Origin of the sequence: Listeria costaricensis (assembly GCF_900183385.1) — a bacterium.
Taxonomy (GTDB): Bacteria; Bacillota; Bacilli; order Lactobacillales; family Listeriaceae; genus Listeria; species Listeria costaricensis.
Window position 1 is genome coordinate 70,181 of record NZ_FXUT01000001.1, and the last position, 16,060, is coordinate 86,240.

The window sequence follows — 16,060 nt, forward strand, 5'->3', positions numbered from 1 at the left end:
AGTATGGCGAAATATCGTTATCTGCCTATGACTGAAGCGGATGAAAAAGCAATGTTGGATGTGATTGGTGTTCAATCGGTGGAGGAATTATTTTGTGATATTCCGGAAAGTATTCGTTTTAAAAGAGAATATGATTTAAAACCGGCGAAATCAGAGCCGAATTTACTTCGAGAATTAGCGCAATTAGCTGCACAAAATGTTAACACACTTGAAAATGCATCGTTTTTAGGGGCAGGTGTATACAACCACTATATTCCAACGATTGTCGATCATGTTATTTCGCGTTCAGAATTTTACACGGCCTATACGCCTTATCAGCCGGAAATTTCACAAGGGGAATTGCAGGCGATTTTTGAGTTCCAGACGATGATTGCGGAACTTACAGGCATGGAACTTGCCAACTCGTCGATGTATGATGGCGGAACAGCTCTTGCAGAAGGGGCAATGCTTGCAGCGGGTCACACAAAACGTAAAAAAATACTGGTTTCAGAGACGGTCCATCCAGAGTCAATCAGCGTCTTAAAAACCTATGCAGCGGGTCAGCATATTGAAGTGGAACTGATTCCTGAGACAGATGGTGTAACCAATCAGGAAAAACTAAAAGCGGCATTGAATGAAGAGGTGGCGGCGGTCGTCTTGCAATATCCGAATTTTTACGGACAAGTTGAGCCGCTTGCTGATTTGGAAACCTTTATTCATGAAAATAAATCGCTTTTAGTGGTATCAAGTAATCCGCTGGCATTAGGCGTGCTCACACCGCCAGGAAGCCTTGGAGCAGACGTCGTGACGGGTGATACGCAAGTGTTTGGTATACCAGAGTCCTTTGGTGGCCCTCACTGCGGTTATTTTGCCGTTTCAAAAAAACTGATGCGCAAAGTACCTGGACGTTTGGTTGGCGAAACTGTGGATGAAAATGGTAAACGTGGCTATGTCTTAACCCTGCAGGCTCGTGAACAGCATATTCGCCGGGATAAAGCCACCTCTAATATTTGCTCGAATCAGGCGCTGAATGCACTTGCTTCTTCCGTTGCGATGGTAGCGCTGGGGAGGAATGGACTTTCAGAAATGGCTAAGCAGAATATTGACAAAAGTCATTATGCAAAGAAACGCTTTTTGGAAAAAGGATTTGATGTCTTGTTTTCCGATGCCTTTTTCAATGAGTTTGTGATTCGGCTACGCGAGCCTGTAGCAAAAGTAAATGAGGAGCTAGTAAAAGACGGCTTTATTGGCGGGTTGGATCTTTCTGTTTACAGTGAAAAATATCAACAGCACATGCTTGTTTGTGTCACAGAAATGCGCACGAAAGAAGAAATTGACGCGTTTGTCGATCGTTTGGAGGGTGTAAAATGAATAAAGAAGAGACAATGCCATTAGTATTTGAACGTTCGATTTCTGGACGAATTGGCTATAGCCTGCCTGAACAGGATGTGCCAGAAGTGTCACTCACCGATATATTTGACGCAACCTACATTCGTACGGAAAAAGCTGCTTTGCCCGAATTAAGCGAACTGGAAATCATGCGTCACTATACCGAGCTTTCCAATCACAATTTTGGCGTTGATTCCGGCTTTTACCCGCTAGGTTCATGTACAATGAAGTATAATCCAAAAATCAATGAAAAAGTCGCACGCTTCCCCGGGTTTGCAAACGTCCACCCATATCAGCCGGAAAGTTCCGTGCAGGGAGCTATGGCGCTCATGTATGACTTGCAACAAAGTTTGAAAGAAATCACGGGAATGGATGAAGTGACCTTGCAACCGGCAGCAGGAGCGCAAGGGGAATGGACTGGGCTAATGCTGATTCGCGCGTATCACGAATCCAGAAATGACCATGCTCGAACAAAGGTGATTATTCCTGATTCAGCACATGGAACCAACCCGGCTTCTGCAACGGTGGCTGGTTTTGAAGTTGTTACAGTCAAATCCAATGAGAAAGGCCTTGTCGATGTGGAAGATCTGCGGCAAGTGGTGGGGGACGATACGGCTGCTTTAATGCTGACAAATCCTAATACATTGGGGCTTTTTGAAAAAGATATAGTCGAAATCGCTGAAATCGTTCATGAAGCAGGGGGCAAGCTATATTACGATGGGGCTAACCTGAATGCGATTATGGCAAAAGTTCGTCCCGGAGATATGGGCTTTGATGTCGTCCATTTGAACCTGCATAAAACCTTTACAGGACCACATGGCGGAGGTGGCCCTGGCTCTGGTCCGATCGGGATTAAAAAGGAACTGATTCCCTATTTGCCAACGCCTGTCTTAACAAAAAAAGAAGATCAATATGTCTTTGATTATGACTATCCTGAATCAATCGGTCGTGTGAAGCCGTTTTATGGGAATTTTGGCATCAATGTGCGCGCCTATACCTATATTCGGACAATGGGGCCGGATGGTTTAAAGAAAGTCACAGAATACGCGGTGCTCAATGCCAATTATATGATGCGCCGGCTTGAAAAAGCGTTTGATTTACCGTTTGATCAAGTCTGCAAGCACGAGTTTGTTTTAAGTGGTAATCGGCAGAAGAAATTGGGCGTGCGGACAACGGATATTGCGAAACGTCTGCTTGACCATAATTTCCATCCGCCAACTGTTTACTTCCCACTTATCGTGGAGGAGGCAATGATGATCGAACCAACTGAAACAGAATCGAAAGAAACTCTGGATCGTTTTATTGATACGATGCTACAAATTGCCAAAGAAGCAGAGGTAGATCCTGAAATCGTCCAAGAAGCGCCGCACAGCACGTATGTCAAACGACTGGATGAAACGCTTGCAGCAAGAAAACCAGTATTGCGTTATCAAGCCGAGACCGAATAAAGCACATAACAGCAGCTTTGCCGTCAAAAGGGCAAAGCTGCTGTTTTCGTTATAAAAAAAGACGCTGCAGAAAGCTCTGCCGCGCCTTTTTTATTTTGCTTTTGTTTTGCCTGTCCACTTTTTATATCCGCCTTTAAGCTGATACAGGTTGCGATATCCGCGTTTATAGAGCATAATTGCAGCACGGTTACTGCGTTGCGCAGACTGGCAATAAAGATATACAGGAACATCTTTGCGAATTTCACCTGTACGTTGTTTTAATTGTGTGACAGGAATATTGCGTGCACCAAGAATATGACCGCCATCAAATTCATTTGGTTCCCGAACGTCAATGATTTGCGCTTTTCGGTAGCCTTCCTTGAAAGCTTCTTCTGTCAACACGGTTAATGCTTTTTTTCGCATGATGTACTGATAGATCTCATAGCCTAATAAAATCAATAAGATAATCAGCGCGATAATCCAACTAACCACTTCAAGTAACTCCTTTCATGTCTGTAGGAACAAAATGTCCTAAGAAAAACTCTCCTCGTCTATTATAACTTATTTTTTCCCGCCATCAATGACTTTGAAAGAAGATTTTTTCTTTTTTGTGTCCGTTCCTTTTTTAGGATGTAATTTTCGGGATTGTTTCACAGCTTTTTGATAATTTTTATTCGTTTTTTGCCGGCTTATCATAAAACGAATCAGCAGCGTCAATAAAATGGAGCCGATAATTACCGTGACAAAAAGCCAAATAAATGAAGAAAATCCGCCGGAAAAAATGCCGATTAAACAAAGTAGGATAATCAAGCCAGCGATAATGGTTGATTTATTCATCATAGCGCCTTCTTTCTATGCCTGTTCAATCAGTTTAGCTTCAGTGAGCGCTCCGGCAGGGACGCCTTCTTTTTCAACACGCAACAGCTCATTGAATGAGGCGATGGCCACTTCCACCTGATCGTCTTTCGGTTCTTTTGTTGTTAAGAGCTGCAGCCAAAGCCCTGGATAGCCAAGATAGCGCAAAACAGGGATGTTTCGACATTTATTGGTTAGCTGCAGCACTTCAAATGCTACGCCAAGTACAACTGGAATCAATAGAATGCGGTCAACAATCCGCAACCAAAGCGGATCTGTCGGAACAAAGAAATAAATGAACATCCCGCAAATGACTGTGAAAAGAATAAAACTGCTGCCACAACGATAGTGAAGACGGGACTGGCTCTGCACGTTCTCTACAGTCAGTGGGAGACCAGCTTCAAAACAATTGATCACTTTATGTTCAGAACCGTGATATTGAAACACGCGCTTGATAACGGGTGTCTGGGAAACGGCAAAAATATAACCTAAGAGAAGTAGCAGTTTAACCAAACTTTCGAGTATGACCTGACCAACATCAGAAGGGACGAGAAAGCGGAAAAACTGGGCAATAAAGACGGGGACGAGTGTCATCACAAATTTTGCAAAGACAAAAGAGAGCACGCCGATTACTGCAACGCCCAGCCACATGGCCACTTTTGATTCCTTTTGTTCGATTTCCTCTTCAATCTGCTCATTATTTGGATCTTCATCATAGCGGTCTGTCGCAAATGTTAAATGCTTGGAGCCGATTGCGCTAGATTCGATCAGTGCTACGATACCACGCAGAAAGGGGATTTTTTTAAGTTTTATCACCCAAGCCGGGCTGTTTTTTTCCAAATAAAAATATTCAAGAGAACCGTCGATCCGCCGAATTGCTGTAACGGTCTGCTTTTTACCGCCGAACATAACGCCTTCTACAACAGCTTGCCCACCGTAAGTCGGCTTTTTCAAATCTGACAAAAATTTCACCAACCTTTTCTTTAACATTCTATCCAGTATTTTACGCTAAAAATGATCTTTCGTATAGATAAAAGCAAAAATTATGATAAAATAACAATGTTGAATGACTTACATATAAAAAGCTAGAAACAAGGAGGAGAAAAGCATTGACTAAATTAGCAAATATCCAAAAAGCCATCTCAGAAAGAAAATTGGAAGCGGTACTCGTCACAAGCGAATACAACCGTCGTTATGTATCGGGATTCACAGGAACAAGTGGTGTTGCGCTTTTAACGCCTGAAAAAGCCTATTTTGTGACGGATTTTCGTTATACAGAACAGGCAGCTAGACAGGCGGTTGGTTATGAAATCGTCAAACACACAGGTCCTATTTTTGAAACTGTAGAAGAGCTTTTACAACAAAACGGCGTCCGTCGCTTGGCGTTTGAAGCAGATTATGTTACAGTTTCAGCCTATAAAGGAATGGAAGCGACTTTTTCAGCCTCACTGGAACCACTAAGTGACTTTTTTGAAGGCATGCGCCAAATCAAGTCAGCAGATGAAATGAAAGCAATCAAAACGGCTTGCGAAATTGCCGACAAGGCTTTTGATCATATTCTGGGCTTTATCAAAGTAGGCATGACAGAACTTGAAGTTTCCAATGAGTTGGAATTTTTCATGCGTAAACAAGGCGCAACATCGTCTTCTTTTGATACGATTGTGGCAAGTGGTATTCGTTCGGCTCTTCCTCACGGGGTAGCGAGTGAGAAAAAAATTGAGCAGGGCGATTTTGTAACCATGGACTATGGCTGTTATTACAATGGTTATTGCTCGGATATGACACGGACCATCAGTATTGGTGAACCAAGTAATCCGAAACTGAAAGAAATCTATCAAATCACGCTGGATGCCCAACTAAAAGTGATTGATGCATTGAAACCGGGAATGAGCGGGATTGAGGCAGATAAAATCGCACGGGATCATATTGCAAGTTTTGGCTATGGGGATGCTTTTGGTCACTCACTAGGTCATGGCATTGGTCTTGAAATCCATGAAGGACCTAATCTTTCGATGAATAGTCCGCAAAAGCTAGTACCAGGCAATGTGGTAACAGATGAACCGGGGATCTATTTACCAGGAATTGGCGGCGTTCGAATTGAGGACGATCTATTGATCACAGAGACTGGAAATGAAGTATTGATTCATTCGCCGAAAGAACTGATTCTTCTCTAAGATTGAAAGACAGTCATTTTTATGGTTAAATAGAGAAGGAAAACTAAAATAGATGTCGAACATCCTAGTTTGAAGGATGACATGCAGGAGGAAATAACATGATTTCAGTGAATGATTTTCGTACTGGATTAACGATCGAAGTCGACGGCGGGATTTGGCGCGTACTTGATTTCCAGCACGTAAAACCAGGTAAAGGAGCTGCGTTTGTTCGTTCGAAGCTGCGCAACTTGCGGACCGGTGCGATTCAAGAAAAAACATTCCGCGGCGGTGAAAAAGTAGCGAAAGCACAAATTGATAACCGTAGAATGCAGTATCTATATGCAGACGGCTCGAACCATGTTTTCATGGACACAGAAACTTATGAACAAATCGAGTTGCCAGATACGCAAATCGAATATGAACTTAAATTTTTGAAAGAAAATATGGAAATCAGCATTATGATGTTCCAAGGAGAGACGATCGGTGTTGATTTGCCGAATACAGTCGAACTAAAAGTAGTTGCAACAGAGCCGGGGATCAAAGGCGACACGTCTTCAGGCGGTTCAAAACCAGCTACTCTGGAAACAGGGCTTGTTGTACAAGTGCCATTCTTCGTAAATGAAGACGATGTACTTGTGATTAATACAACAGAAGCTTCTTACGTTTCTCGCGCATAATGATCAAGCACTTGCATGAAAATTGCAGGTGCTTTTTTTCTGTTCAGGGAATGCCAGATAGTTCTTTTTCGACGCAAGTGTGGTACAATATTTATGATGCGTTACTATGCAATTTTTTAATTTATTTGAAGGAGTGTCAAACATGCTATCTTTAGAGGAGATTAAACAGCTGATTGAGCTGGTTGATTCATCAAATTTAGATGAATTTGATTTAGAATATGAAGGCCAAAAAATCCATTTGAAAAAAAATAGTGGCGCTGTAGCCTATGCCCCTGTTGAGGTAGCTGCACAAGCCCCTGTTATAAAAGAAGCCGTGCAACAAGCGCCTGCTGAAAATGCTCAACAAGCAGCTACTGAACAGCCAGAAGAGGCACTTGAAGTGATCACTTCGCCAATGGTGGGGACTTTTTATGCATCTGCTGCACCAGAAGACGATGCGTTTGTTAGCGTTGGTTCGCAAGTGTCAGCCACCACAGTGGTTTGTATCGTGGAAGCGATGAAACTTTTCAATGAAATTACAGCTGATATTACTGGCGAAATCAAAGAAGTGCTTGTAACCAATGGGGAATTGGTCGAATTTGGCCAACCGTTATTCAAAGTGAAAAAGAAGTAAGGAGTCTTAGCTGATGATTAAAAAAGTTCTGATTGCCAATCGCGGCGAAATAGCTGTTCGAATTATTCGTGCTGCGAAAGAGCTCGGAATCGAAACAGTAGCCATCTATTCAGAGGCTGACCGCGATGCATTACATATTCAATTAGCAGATGAAGCCTACTGTGTAGGTCCGGCACAAACCAAGGAAAGCTATCTTAATATGTCCAATATTATCAGCGTAGCCATCTTGACGAGTTGTGATGCGATTCATCCGGGTTATGGTTTCTTGGCTGAAAATGCTGATTTTGCTAGTCTGTGTGCAGATTGTAAGATTACTTTTATCGGTCCGAGTGCCGAAGCGATTTCTCAAATGGGCACAAAAGATGTTGCGCGTGAGACGATGCGAAAAGCTGGTGTTCCAGTAGTTCCTGGCTCTCAAGGGATTGTAGCGGATGCAGAAGAAGCGAAAAAAATCGCGAAAAAAATTGGCTATCCGGTTATTATCAAGGCTACTGCAGGTGGCGGCGGTAAAGGAATTCGGGTAGCGGAGAACGAGGAAAAACTCGTAAGCGGTGTGCAGACGACGCAACAAGAGGCCGAAGCTGCTTTTGGTGATCCGGGTGTTTATATTGAAAAGTATATTGAAGATTTCCGTCACGTGGAAATTCAGGTAATGGCAGATAATCATGGAAATGTCATCCACTTAGGCGAGCGGGACTGCACGGTACAACGCCGCCTGCAAAAATTAATCGAAGAAAGCCCGTCCCCGGCCATTGACGAAAAGATGCGCCAAAAAATGGGGAAAGCGGCTGTAAAAGCGGCCAAAGCCGTGAACTATTCCGGTGCAGGAACGATCGAGTTTATCTACGAGCCCAAACAAAAAGAATTCTACTTCATGGAAATGAATACACGGATTCAGGTGGAGCATCCTGTGACAGAACTCGTTACAGGAATCGATCTTGTGAAGCAGCAGTTTTTGGTTGCCTCCGGAGAAGAGTTGAAAATTAAACAAACAGATGTCAAATTAACCGGCTGGGCTATGGAATGTCGCATCAATGCAGAAAATCCCGAGAAGAATTTCATGCCGGCACCGGGCGAGATCAAGTTTTACTTGCCACCGGGCGGTAATGGTGTGCGGATCGATTCGGCTGTTTATCCGAATTACAAGATCCCGCCGTTTTATGATTCGATGATTGCGAAACTGATTTGTTATGCAGACAGTCGTGAAGAAGTGATTGAAAAAATGAAACGAGCACTTTCTGAATTTGCGATTGATGGGATTCCGTCCACGATTGCTTTCCACAGTAAGGTATTGGAAAACGAAAGCTTTGTCTCGGGAGATTTCAACACGAAGTTTTTAGAACAAAATGACATAATGAAACAATCATAAAGGAGGCAAAATCATGGCCTATACAAAAGATCTGCGAAAAGATCCGGAAACGCTTGGCAAAATTGAAATTGCACCAGAAGTCATCGGAGTCATTGCGGGACTTGCTGCCAGTGAAGTTGAAAATGTGGGCGCGATGCAAGGCGGCTTTGCCAGCGAAATGCGTGAAAAATTTGGCGGTACCGTCAATTACCGAAAAGGCGTCAAGATTGAACTGACAGAAAATGGGATTCTGGTTGATTTATACTGCTCCGTGCTTTTTGGAGCAACCATTCCGCTTGTAGCTGAGAGCGTTCAGTCAGCGGTCCGCGATACAATTTTCAGTATGACAGGACTTGATGTTGCAGAAGTCAATGTGCACATTGTAGGCGTTCAATTTGAGAAAACCGATGTCATGTCGCTGGATGATTTTACACTTTAAGATGTTTAACTGACTAAAAGGAGCTTTTTAGATGAAAAGAAGAGAAGCGCGCGAACGAGCACTTCAGGCATTATTTCAAATGGAACTAAACGAGATGACAGCAGAACAGGCGATTCAAAATGTCATGGAAGAAGAACAGGATGACTATGTAGAAGCGCTTGTAAATGGTGTTACAACGCATAAAGCAGAACTAGATGATAAGATTTCTGCGCACTTGGATAATTGGCGTATTGATCGGCTGAACAAAGTGGATTTGTCCATTTTGCGTGTCAGCACATTTGAGATGCTTTACATGGAAGATGTTCCTGATCGCGTAAGTTTAAATGAATCGATCGAAATTGCCAAAGTATACAGCGATGAAAAAGCAAGCAAATTTATCAACGGTGTACTTGCAAATATTGCACAAGAATAGTAGGATTTTTTGCGGCCTGAGCGGGCTAACTGCTCGGGCCGGTTATCTATTTATTTAAAGGGGGCAATCACATTGGCAACAATTATTGATGGTAAAAAACTGGCTCAAAAAATTCAGGAAAGTGTCACGACCGAAGTGAAAGAATTGGTCGCAGCAGGTAAACAACCTGGACTAGCAGTAGTTCTAGTAGGCGATAATCAAGCTTCACGTACATACGTCCGCAATAAACAAAAACGGACTGAAGAATGTGGCATGAAGTCCGTTTTGATTGAATTGCCGGAAACCATTTCAGAAGAAGCGCTGTTGGATGAAGTAGCCAAGCTGAATGCGGATAAAAGTATTCATGGCATTCTCGTACAGTTACCGCTTCCTAAACATATTTCAGAAGAAAAAGTTATTGATGCCATTCATCCAGAAAAAGATGTGGACGGCTTCCATCCGATCAATGTGGGCAACCTTTACATTGGGAAAGAAACCTTTGTTCCGTGTACGCCGGCAGGGATTATTGAGCTGATTAAATCCACTGGCGAATCAATTGAAGGAAAAACAGCGGTCGTCATCGGTCGTAGCAATATTGTGGGAAAACCCGTTGCGCAGCTTCTTTTGCAAGAAAATGCCACGGTGACAATTGCGCATAGCCGTACAAAAAACTTGCCAGAGGTCGCGCGCCAAGCGGATATTTTGGTCGTAGCAACAGGACTTGCGAAATTTGTTACGAAAGACTATGTCAAAGAAGGTGCAATTGTGATTGATGTCGGCATGGACCGGGATGAATTTAATAAGCTTTGCGGAGATGTGGATTTTGAAGATGTAAAAGAAACAGCCGGCTTTCTGACACCAGTACCAGGCGGTGTAGGCCCGATGACCATTACAATGCTGCTTGCGAATACGCTCAAGGCGGCAAAACGACTCGAGCGGTAAAGCAAGCTTACGGGAAGTGAAGATTTTGCAAAACCAATATTTGACCATAGGAGCACTAACCAAATATATTGAGAAAAAATTCGATGCGGACCCTTATATGCAAAAGGTATTCGTTAAAGGGGAAATCTCTAATTTTAAACAGCCACTGAGCGGTCATCTCTATTTCACATTGAAAGATGAGGCGGCAATGCTTCGCTCTGTGATGTTTGCAAAATCGGCCCAAAAACTATCTTTTCGTCCGGAAGACGGCATGAATGTGCTGGTTTCTGGGCGAATTGGTGTTTTTACGAAAGCTGGACGCTACCAGTTTTATGTCGAGGAGATGGAGCCAGACGGTGTCGGGGCTTTGTATGTCCGTTTTGAACAACTAAAGGCCAAGCTTGAACAGGAAGGGCTTTTTGCGCAATCGCATAAAAAGGTGCTTCCTTCTTTCCCGTCAAAAGTAGCCGTTGTCACCAGTGCGACAGGTGCTGCGGTTCGTGATATTTTAACAACAATCCAGCGGCGTATGCCAGCAACGGAGGTTGTCCTGTATCCTACTATGGTGCAAGGAGACGGTGCGGCAGAAAAAATTGCCCGTAATATCGCCCGCATTAATGCCCGAAATGATATTGACGTCATGATTATCGGGCGGGGTGGCGGTTCGCTTGAAGAACTTTGGGCCTTCAACGAGGAAGTCGTGGTGCGCTCCGTGTATGATTCCGATATTCCAATCATTTCGGCAGTAGGTCATGAAACGGATTTCTCACTGGCAGATTTTGCCGCGGATGTGCGGGCTGCAACGCCTACAGCTGCTGCTGAAATCGCAGTTCCGAGTCAACATGATCTAAAGGAGCGGATTTTGGAAAGAGAATACCGGTTGACTGCACTGATTCGCCGTCGTTTGGAACGGGAGAATCAACGGGTGCGACAGCAAAACGATCGGTTGCTCCACGTTAGTCCAGTTCGAACCATTGAAGCGGGGCTGGAAAAGACCGACTATTTTGCAGGTCGGCTCAAGCATTCTTACAGCCGTTTTATTTTGATTAAGGAAAAGGAGTATCAAACACTCCGCTATCGTTTTGAAAAGCTGTCCCCGAAAGACAGCGTTCTCCGTGAAAAACGGGAATGGCAGCTGCAAAAAGATCGGCTAAACGAGCTTTGCCATATACTTGTAGAACGGAAAAAGGACCAGTTAATTCGACTATCGGACGGGTTGGAATATCTCAGTCCGCTAGCGCTTTTAAAACGCGGCTACGGGCTAACAAAAAAAGAAGGGCGCGTCATCAAAACGATACAGGAAATCGAGATTGGCGACCAAGTGGAGGTAACGATGCAAGGCGGTCGGTACGAAGCAAAAGTGACAGCGAAGGAGGAAAGCGAATATGGCAGCGAAAAAACAAACCTTTGAAGAAGCGATGAGCGAACTTGAAAAAATCGTGGAGGCACTTGAAAGCGGAGAGGCAACACTTGAAGAATCGCTCGACTTATACCAAAAAGGTGTTAAATTAACCAAGATTTGTCAGGAAAAATTACAAGCGGCAGAAGAAAAAATGGCCAAAGTAGTTGACGAGATGGATACTGAAACACCATTCGATGTAGGAGGGGAATAAGTTTGACGATTCAAGCGCCCAAACTAATAACATTCAAGCAACAAGTAGAAGAAAACCTTCAAAAAAGCATCCCCGCAGAAGTTGAACCGGTTTTACGAGAAGCGATGCTATACTCTCTTGCAGCAGGCGGCAAGCGGATTCGTCCGCTCTTAGTTGCGGCGACCATTGATGCGCTTGGTGGCGATCTAACGAAAGGACTCGCTTTTGCCAGTGCGATTGAAATGGTCCACACCTATAGCCTCATTCATGACGATCTGCCGGCAATGGACGATGATGATTTCAGACGAGGCAAGCCTACCAGTCACCGGGTATATGGCGAGGCTACGGCGATTCTTGCTGGAGATGCCTTGCTGACACAGGCGTTTGCCGTTTTGAGTGCCGATAATGCTGGAAATTCTGCTGCTGTCAAACTGGCCCTTGTCGAGCTGCTTGCAAGTAGTGCCGGACCGCTCGGCATGGTTGGCGGTCAACAGGCGGACATTCTGGCTGAAAAGCAGGCGGTTAAACTTCCGGACTTGGTGTCCATCCATGCGCGCAAAACGGGTGCACTTTTAAAAGCGTCCGTTCTGGCAGGGGCTCACATTGGCGGGGCAACGGAAGAACAATTTGCAGGTCTAGCGACATTTGCCGCACATATCGGGGTCGCTTTTCAAATTTGCGATGATATCTTGGATGTGGTTGGTGACGAAAATAAACTAGGCAAAAAAACAGGCGCTGATTTGAAGTTGAACAAAAGTACCTATCCCGCTTTGTTGACGCTTGAAGGTGCAAAAAAAGCATTGGAGGCTGAATATCAGCAGGCGCTGGAGGCTCTTTTAGATTTACAATTGCAGTCAGATTTGCTTCTTTTGCTAGCGGAAGAAATTATTCGGCGTGACAATTGATTTATAGTGAAAATTTTTCTACAATTTGACATTTTTTATTTGCAATTTTGCTATAAGCATGTTATTCTTTAAGAAGATTATTTTTGTGGGTCAAGATATAATTGTTTTAGACAATTCCATCTCGTGCCGTTAAGCAAGAATAGTACAATTTATTTGTGTGTTTGACACACGAGGAGGAATTTTAAATGGAACAAGGTACAGTAAAATGGTTTAACGCAGAAAAAGGTTTTGGCTTCATCGAACGTGAAGGTGGCGACGATGTATTCGTACACTTCAGCGCTATCCAAGGCGACGGATTCAAAACTCTAGAAGAAGGCCAAGCAGTAACTTTCGATATCGAAGACGGCGCTCGTGGTCCTCAAGCTGCTAACGTTGAAAAAGCGTAAGTTAATCTTCTAATCATTAAAGGCAAATCACTCTCGGGTGGTTTGCTTTTTTTATTTGCACAAAAACTGCGAGCGTGATTTTCGGTAAAACTATGGGTTGGTGAAAAGGCGATGTAATGATATAATAGTAAGCATCAAAGAAATTGAGGAATGCTTTTTGATGGAGGGAAACGGGGCTGCGTAGAGGGTATAGCCGCGTTTTTTGAACGTATGGAGAGAAAGTGAGAGGATTCATTTGGATCTGACAAAAATCAAAGATCCTGCTTTTCTAAAACAAATGTCGATCCCTGAAATGGAACAGCTTGCAAGTGAAATTCGTCAGTTTTTAATTCAATCGACTTCTGTGACTGGTGGGCATATTGGGCCGAATCTAGGCGTTGTCGAATTGACGATTGCCCTTCACCGCACGTTTGACAGCCCAACGGATAAATTGATTTGGGATGTGGGGCACCAGTCCTACGTGCATAAAATTTTGACGGGGCGTGCCAACCAGTTTGATACATTGCGGCAGCATGGCGGACTCGACGGCTTTCCTAAGCGGAAGGAATCGGTGCATGATGTTTTTGAAACAGGGCACAGCTCCACCTCCTTATCAGCGGCAGCCGGCATGGCGATTGCTCGTGACTTGAAAAAAGACAGCTATCACGTGGTGCCGATTATTGGAGACGGCGCACTGACAGGCGGCATGGCACTTGAAGCGTTAAATCATATTGGTGATATGAATAAGAACGTGATTGTCGTTTTAAATGATAACAACATGTCGATTGCCCCCAACGTTGGAGCTATGCATACGATGCTTGGCAAGCTTCGAACATCCAGCAATTTTAAGCGAGCCAAAAAAGATATGGAGACAATGATGAAACGGATTCCGCAAGCAGGTGACAAGATTGCCGGCCTGGCAGAACGCATTAAGGATAGCGTGAAGTATCTGCTCGTTCAAGGAACCTTTTTTGAAGAGCTGGGCTATACGTATTTAGGGCCGGTTAACGGACACGATTATCAGGATCTGCTCCAAAATTTGCAATATGCACAAAAGGTTAAAGGGCCAACACTCATCCACGTCGTCACGACAAAGGGCAAAGGCTATGAGCCAGCTGAAACGGATCGAAGCGGACTGTGGCATGGGACTGGGCCTTATAAAATCGACACAGGTGCCTTTATCCAACCGGTCGAGGTCACCAAGCCTTGGAGTGCGGTCATTAGTGACGGTGTTCTGGAGCTTGCTGAAAAGGACGAACGGGTGGTGGCAATTACGCCCGCCATGCCAGTCGGTTCCAAATTGATGGAGTTTCAACAAAGGTTTCCCGATCGCTTTTTTGATGTCGGGATTGCCGAGCAGCATGCGGTAACTCTGGCGGCAGGTATGGCAGCATCTGGACTTAAGCCTTTTCTGGCGATCTATTCGACCTTTTTGCAGCGCGGCTATGATCAGATGGTCCATGACGTGTGCAGACAGAACTTGCCCGTGATGATCGGCATTGATCGAGCCGGCCTAGTTGGCGGAGATGGTGAAACGCATCAGGGAATCTTTGACATCAGCTTTTTACGAAGCATTCCCCATTTAGTATTAGCCATGCCGAAAGATGAAATGGAAGCGCGTCGTTTGCTTGAAACTGGCTTTTTGCATGACGGGCCGTTTGCGCTACGCTATCCTCGCGGTCACTCGCTTGGTGTGCAAGGGGCCACTGGTGACGTGCAGCCTCTTCCGATTGGACAATGGGAAGTGTTGATTGAACCATTTGATTGTGCGATTATCACATTTGGCTCGACGATTCAGATGGCGACAGAAGCGAGTCAGGCTCTTTTAAAGCAGGGGATTCGAGCAGGGGTCATCAATGCACGCTTTTTGAAACCGCTGGACGAGGAACTGCTCACACGGCTTTTTGAGCGGCAGATGCCGATTATTACCGTGGAAGAGGCCCTACTTGCGGGCGGATTTGGTTCAGCTGTACTTGAATTTGCTGAATCGGTCGGTGCTACAAGTATTGTCCAGCGACTAGGCTTGCCAGATGCTTTCATTCCTCATGGAGATGTACGGAAGCTGCTGGAAGAAAATGGGCTTTCAGTCGAAAAGATTGGCCAAGCAGTACTCAAGCTATACCAACAAAATGAAAAATTAAGGAAGACGACAATATGACAGTGAAAAAAGAACGTGCGGATGTCCTGCTGGTTGAGCAGGGATTATTTGAAACAAGAGAAAAAGCCAAGCGGGCAATCATGGCTGGGATCATCTTTGATGGTGATACAAGTGTGCTGAAGGCGGGTGAAAAACTCCCTGTAACAGCGAAACTACGCATTCGTGGAGAGACTTTACCTTATGTAAGTCGAGGTGGGCTAAAGCTTGAAAAGGCGCTCGATGTATTTGATTTTGATGTCAAGGATCGCCTGCTGCTTGATATTGGTGCTTCGACAGGCGGCTTTACGGACTGTGCGCTCCAAAATGGTGCCAGTCATTCCTATGCGCTGGATGTCGGTTATAATCAACTCGCTTGGAAGCTACGGAATGATGACCGCGTGACGGTGATGGAACGGACGAATTTTCGTCATGTGACGCCGGCTGATTTTCCACTAGGCTTGGCGGATTTTGCTACGATCGATGTATCTTTTATCTCGCTAAAATTGATTTTGCCGGTACTTGCGACGGTCTTGAAAACAGGCGGGGATGTCATGACACTCATTAAACCGCAATTTGAAGCTGGAAAAGAACGAGTAGGAAAAAAAGGGATCGTGCGTGACCCGAAGACGCATTTGGATGTCGTACAGGATATTTTGCATTTTGCTGAAACAGAAGGCTATCACGTGCAGGGGTTAGATTTTTCACCGATCACAGGTGGAGAAGGAAATATCGAGTTCATCGCCCATCTGAAATGGAGCGGCAGTCGAGCAGAAGCAGCTGAAACTGTTTTTCCTGTCTGGCAGATGGAGCAAGTGGTTCAGGAAGCGCACAAACAGCTGGATAAATAATTATGTAAGCCGGGAATGAAA

At 44.5% G+C, this 16,060-nt stretch carries 18 protein-coding genes; 15 read left to right on the top strand and 3 right to left on the bottom strand.

Annotated features, from left to right (window positions below):
* Positions 1 to 3 precede the first annotated feature (3 nt).
* A complete protein-coding gene (gcvPA, locus tag CS921_RS00445; protein WP_099220975.1) occupies positions 4 to 1,350 on the top strand; it encodes an aminomethyl-transferring glycine dehydrogenase subunit GcvPA in 1,347 nt (448 codons plus the stop codon).
* Positions 1,347 to 2,816, top strand: a complete 1,470-nt coding sequence (gene gcvPB / locus CS921_RS00450; protein ID WP_099220976.1) for an aminomethyl-transferring glycine dehydrogenase subunit GcvPB — start codon at positions 1,347 to 1,349, stop codon at positions 2,814 to 2,816. Before gcvPA ends, gcvPB begins: the two co-directional genes overlap by 4 nt.
* A 90-nt stretch (positions 2,817 to 2,906) precedes the next feature.
* Here the strand turns inward: gcvPB and CS921_RS00455 are convergent, their stop codons facing one another.
* The 3 genes from CS921_RS00455 to CS921_RS00465 all read right to left on the bottom strand — a co-directional run bounded on the left by CS921_RS00455 (position 2,907) and on the right by CS921_RS00465 (position 4,640).
* Complete coding sequence (locus tag CS921_RS00455) at positions 2,907 to 3,287, bottom strand: rhodanese-like domain-containing protein (RefSeq protein WP_099220977.1); 381 nt, start codon at positions 3,285 to 3,287, stop codon at positions 2,907 to 2,909.
* Between the two features lie 69 nt (positions 3,288 to 3,356).
* A complete protein-coding gene (locus CS921_RS00460) occupies positions 3,357 to 3,632 on the bottom strand; it encodes a hypothetical protein (protein ID WP_205527749.1) in 276 nt (91 codons plus the stop codon).
* A gap of 15 nt (positions 3,633 to 3,647) precedes the next feature.
* Positions 3,648 to 4,640: a DUF1385 domain-containing protein gene (locus CS921_RS00465; protein ID WP_099220979.1), complete on the bottom strand. Its 993-nt coding sequence runs from the start codon at positions 4,638 to 4,640 to the stop codon at positions 3,648 to 3,650.
* Between the two features lie 119 nt (positions 4,641 to 4,759).
* Here CS921_RS00465 and CS921_RS00470 point away from each other — a divergent pair, with 119 nt between their 5' ends.
* The 13 genes from CS921_RS00470 to CS921_RS00530 all read left to right on the top strand — a co-directional run bounded on the left by CS921_RS00470 (position 4,760) and on the right by CS921_RS00530 (position 16,039).
* Entirely contained in the window at positions 4,760 to 5,824 is a 1,065-nt protein-coding gene (locus CS921_RS00470) for a M24 family metallopeptidase (protein WP_099220980.1), read from the top strand.
* 98 nt (positions 5,825 to 5,922) lie between these two features.
* Positions 5,923 to 6,480 carry an elongation factor P gene (gene efp / locus CS921_RS00475; RefSeq protein ID WP_099220981.1) on the top strand — a complete coding sequence of 186 codons (558 nt, stop codon included), beginning with the start codon at positions 5,923 to 5,925 and terminating at the stop codon, positions 6,478 to 6,480.
* Positions 6,481 to 6,622: 142 nt separating this feature from the next.
* On the top strand, positions 6,623 to 7,093 hold the full coding sequence (gene accB, locus CS921_RS00480) for an acetyl-CoA carboxylase biotin carboxyl carrier protein (protein WP_099220982.1): 471 nt from the start codon (positions 6,623 to 6,625) through the stop codon (positions 7,091 to 7,093).
* 13 nt (positions 7,094 to 7,106) lie between these two features.
* A complete protein-coding gene (accC, locus tag CS921_RS00485; protein WP_099220983.1) occupies positions 7,107 to 8,462 on the top strand; it encodes an acetyl-CoA carboxylase biotin carboxylase subunit in 1,356 nt (451 codons plus the stop codon).
* 13 nt (positions 8,463 to 8,475) lie between these two features.
* The gene (locus tag CS921_RS00490) at positions 8,476 to 8,880 is read left to right on the top strand and encodes an Asp23/Gls24 family envelope stress response protein (RefSeq protein ID WP_099220984.1); all 405 of its coding nucleotides are present in this window, start codon (positions 8,476 to 8,478) and stop codon (positions 8,878 to 8,880) included.
* Between the two features lie 31 nt (positions 8,881 to 8,911).
* Positions 8,912 to 9,292, top strand: coding sequence for a transcription antitermination factor NusB (nusB, locus tag CS921_RS00495; protein WP_099220985.1), 381 nt, complete (start codon positions 8,912 to 8,914; stop codon positions 9,290 to 9,292).
* Positions 9,293 to 9,364: 72 nt separating this feature from the next.
* Complete coding sequence (gene folD, locus CS921_RS00500; protein ID WP_099220986.1) at positions 9,365 to 10,213, top strand: bifunctional methylenetetrahydrofolate dehydrogenase/methenyltetrahydrofolate cyclohydrolase FolD; 849 nt, start codon at positions 9,365 to 9,367, stop codon at positions 10,211 to 10,213.
* A 22-nt stretch (positions 10,214 to 10,235) separates the two neighbouring features.
* Positions 10,236 to 11,603, top strand: coding sequence for an exodeoxyribonuclease VII large subunit (gene xseA, locus CS921_RS00505; RefSeq protein WP_099221489.1), 1,368 nt, complete (start codon positions 10,236 to 10,238; stop codon positions 11,601 to 11,603).
* Positions 11,578 to 11,805 carry an exodeoxyribonuclease VII small subunit gene (gene xseB / locus CS921_RS00510; RefSeq protein ID WP_099220987.1) on the top strand — a complete coding sequence of 76 codons (228 nt, stop codon included), beginning with the start codon at positions 11,578 to 11,580 and terminating at the stop codon, positions 11,803 to 11,805. The genes xseA and xseB overlap by 26 nt, the downstream gene beginning before the upstream one ends.
* Before the next feature lie 2 nt (positions 11,806 to 11,807).
* Positions 11,808 to 12,689, top strand: coding sequence for a polyprenyl synthetase family protein (locus CS921_RS00515; RefSeq protein ID WP_240422280.1), 882 nt, complete (start codon positions 11,808 to 11,810; stop codon positions 12,687 to 12,689).
* A gap of 185 nt (positions 12,690 to 12,874) precedes the next feature.
* On the top strand, positions 12,875 to 13,075 hold the full coding sequence (locus CS921_RS00520; RefSeq protein ID WP_099220988.1) for a cold-shock protein: 201 nt from the start codon (positions 12,875 to 12,877) through the stop codon (positions 13,073 to 13,075).
* A gap of 235 nt (positions 13,076 to 13,310) precedes the next feature.
* Positions 13,311 to 15,212: a 1-deoxy-D-xylulose-5-phosphate synthase gene (dxs, locus tag CS921_RS00525; protein WP_099220989.1), complete on the top strand. Its 1,902-nt coding sequence runs from the start codon at positions 13,311 to 13,313 to the stop codon at positions 15,210 to 15,212.
* The gene (locus CS921_RS00530) at positions 15,209 to 16,039 is read left to right on the top strand and encodes a TlyA family RNA methyltransferase (RefSeq protein ID WP_099220990.1); all 831 of its coding nucleotides are present in this window, start codon (positions 15,209 to 15,211) and stop codon (positions 16,037 to 16,039) included. Before dxs ends, CS921_RS00530 begins: the two co-directional genes overlap by 4 nt.
* Positions 16,040 to 16,060 lie beyond the last annotated feature (21 nt).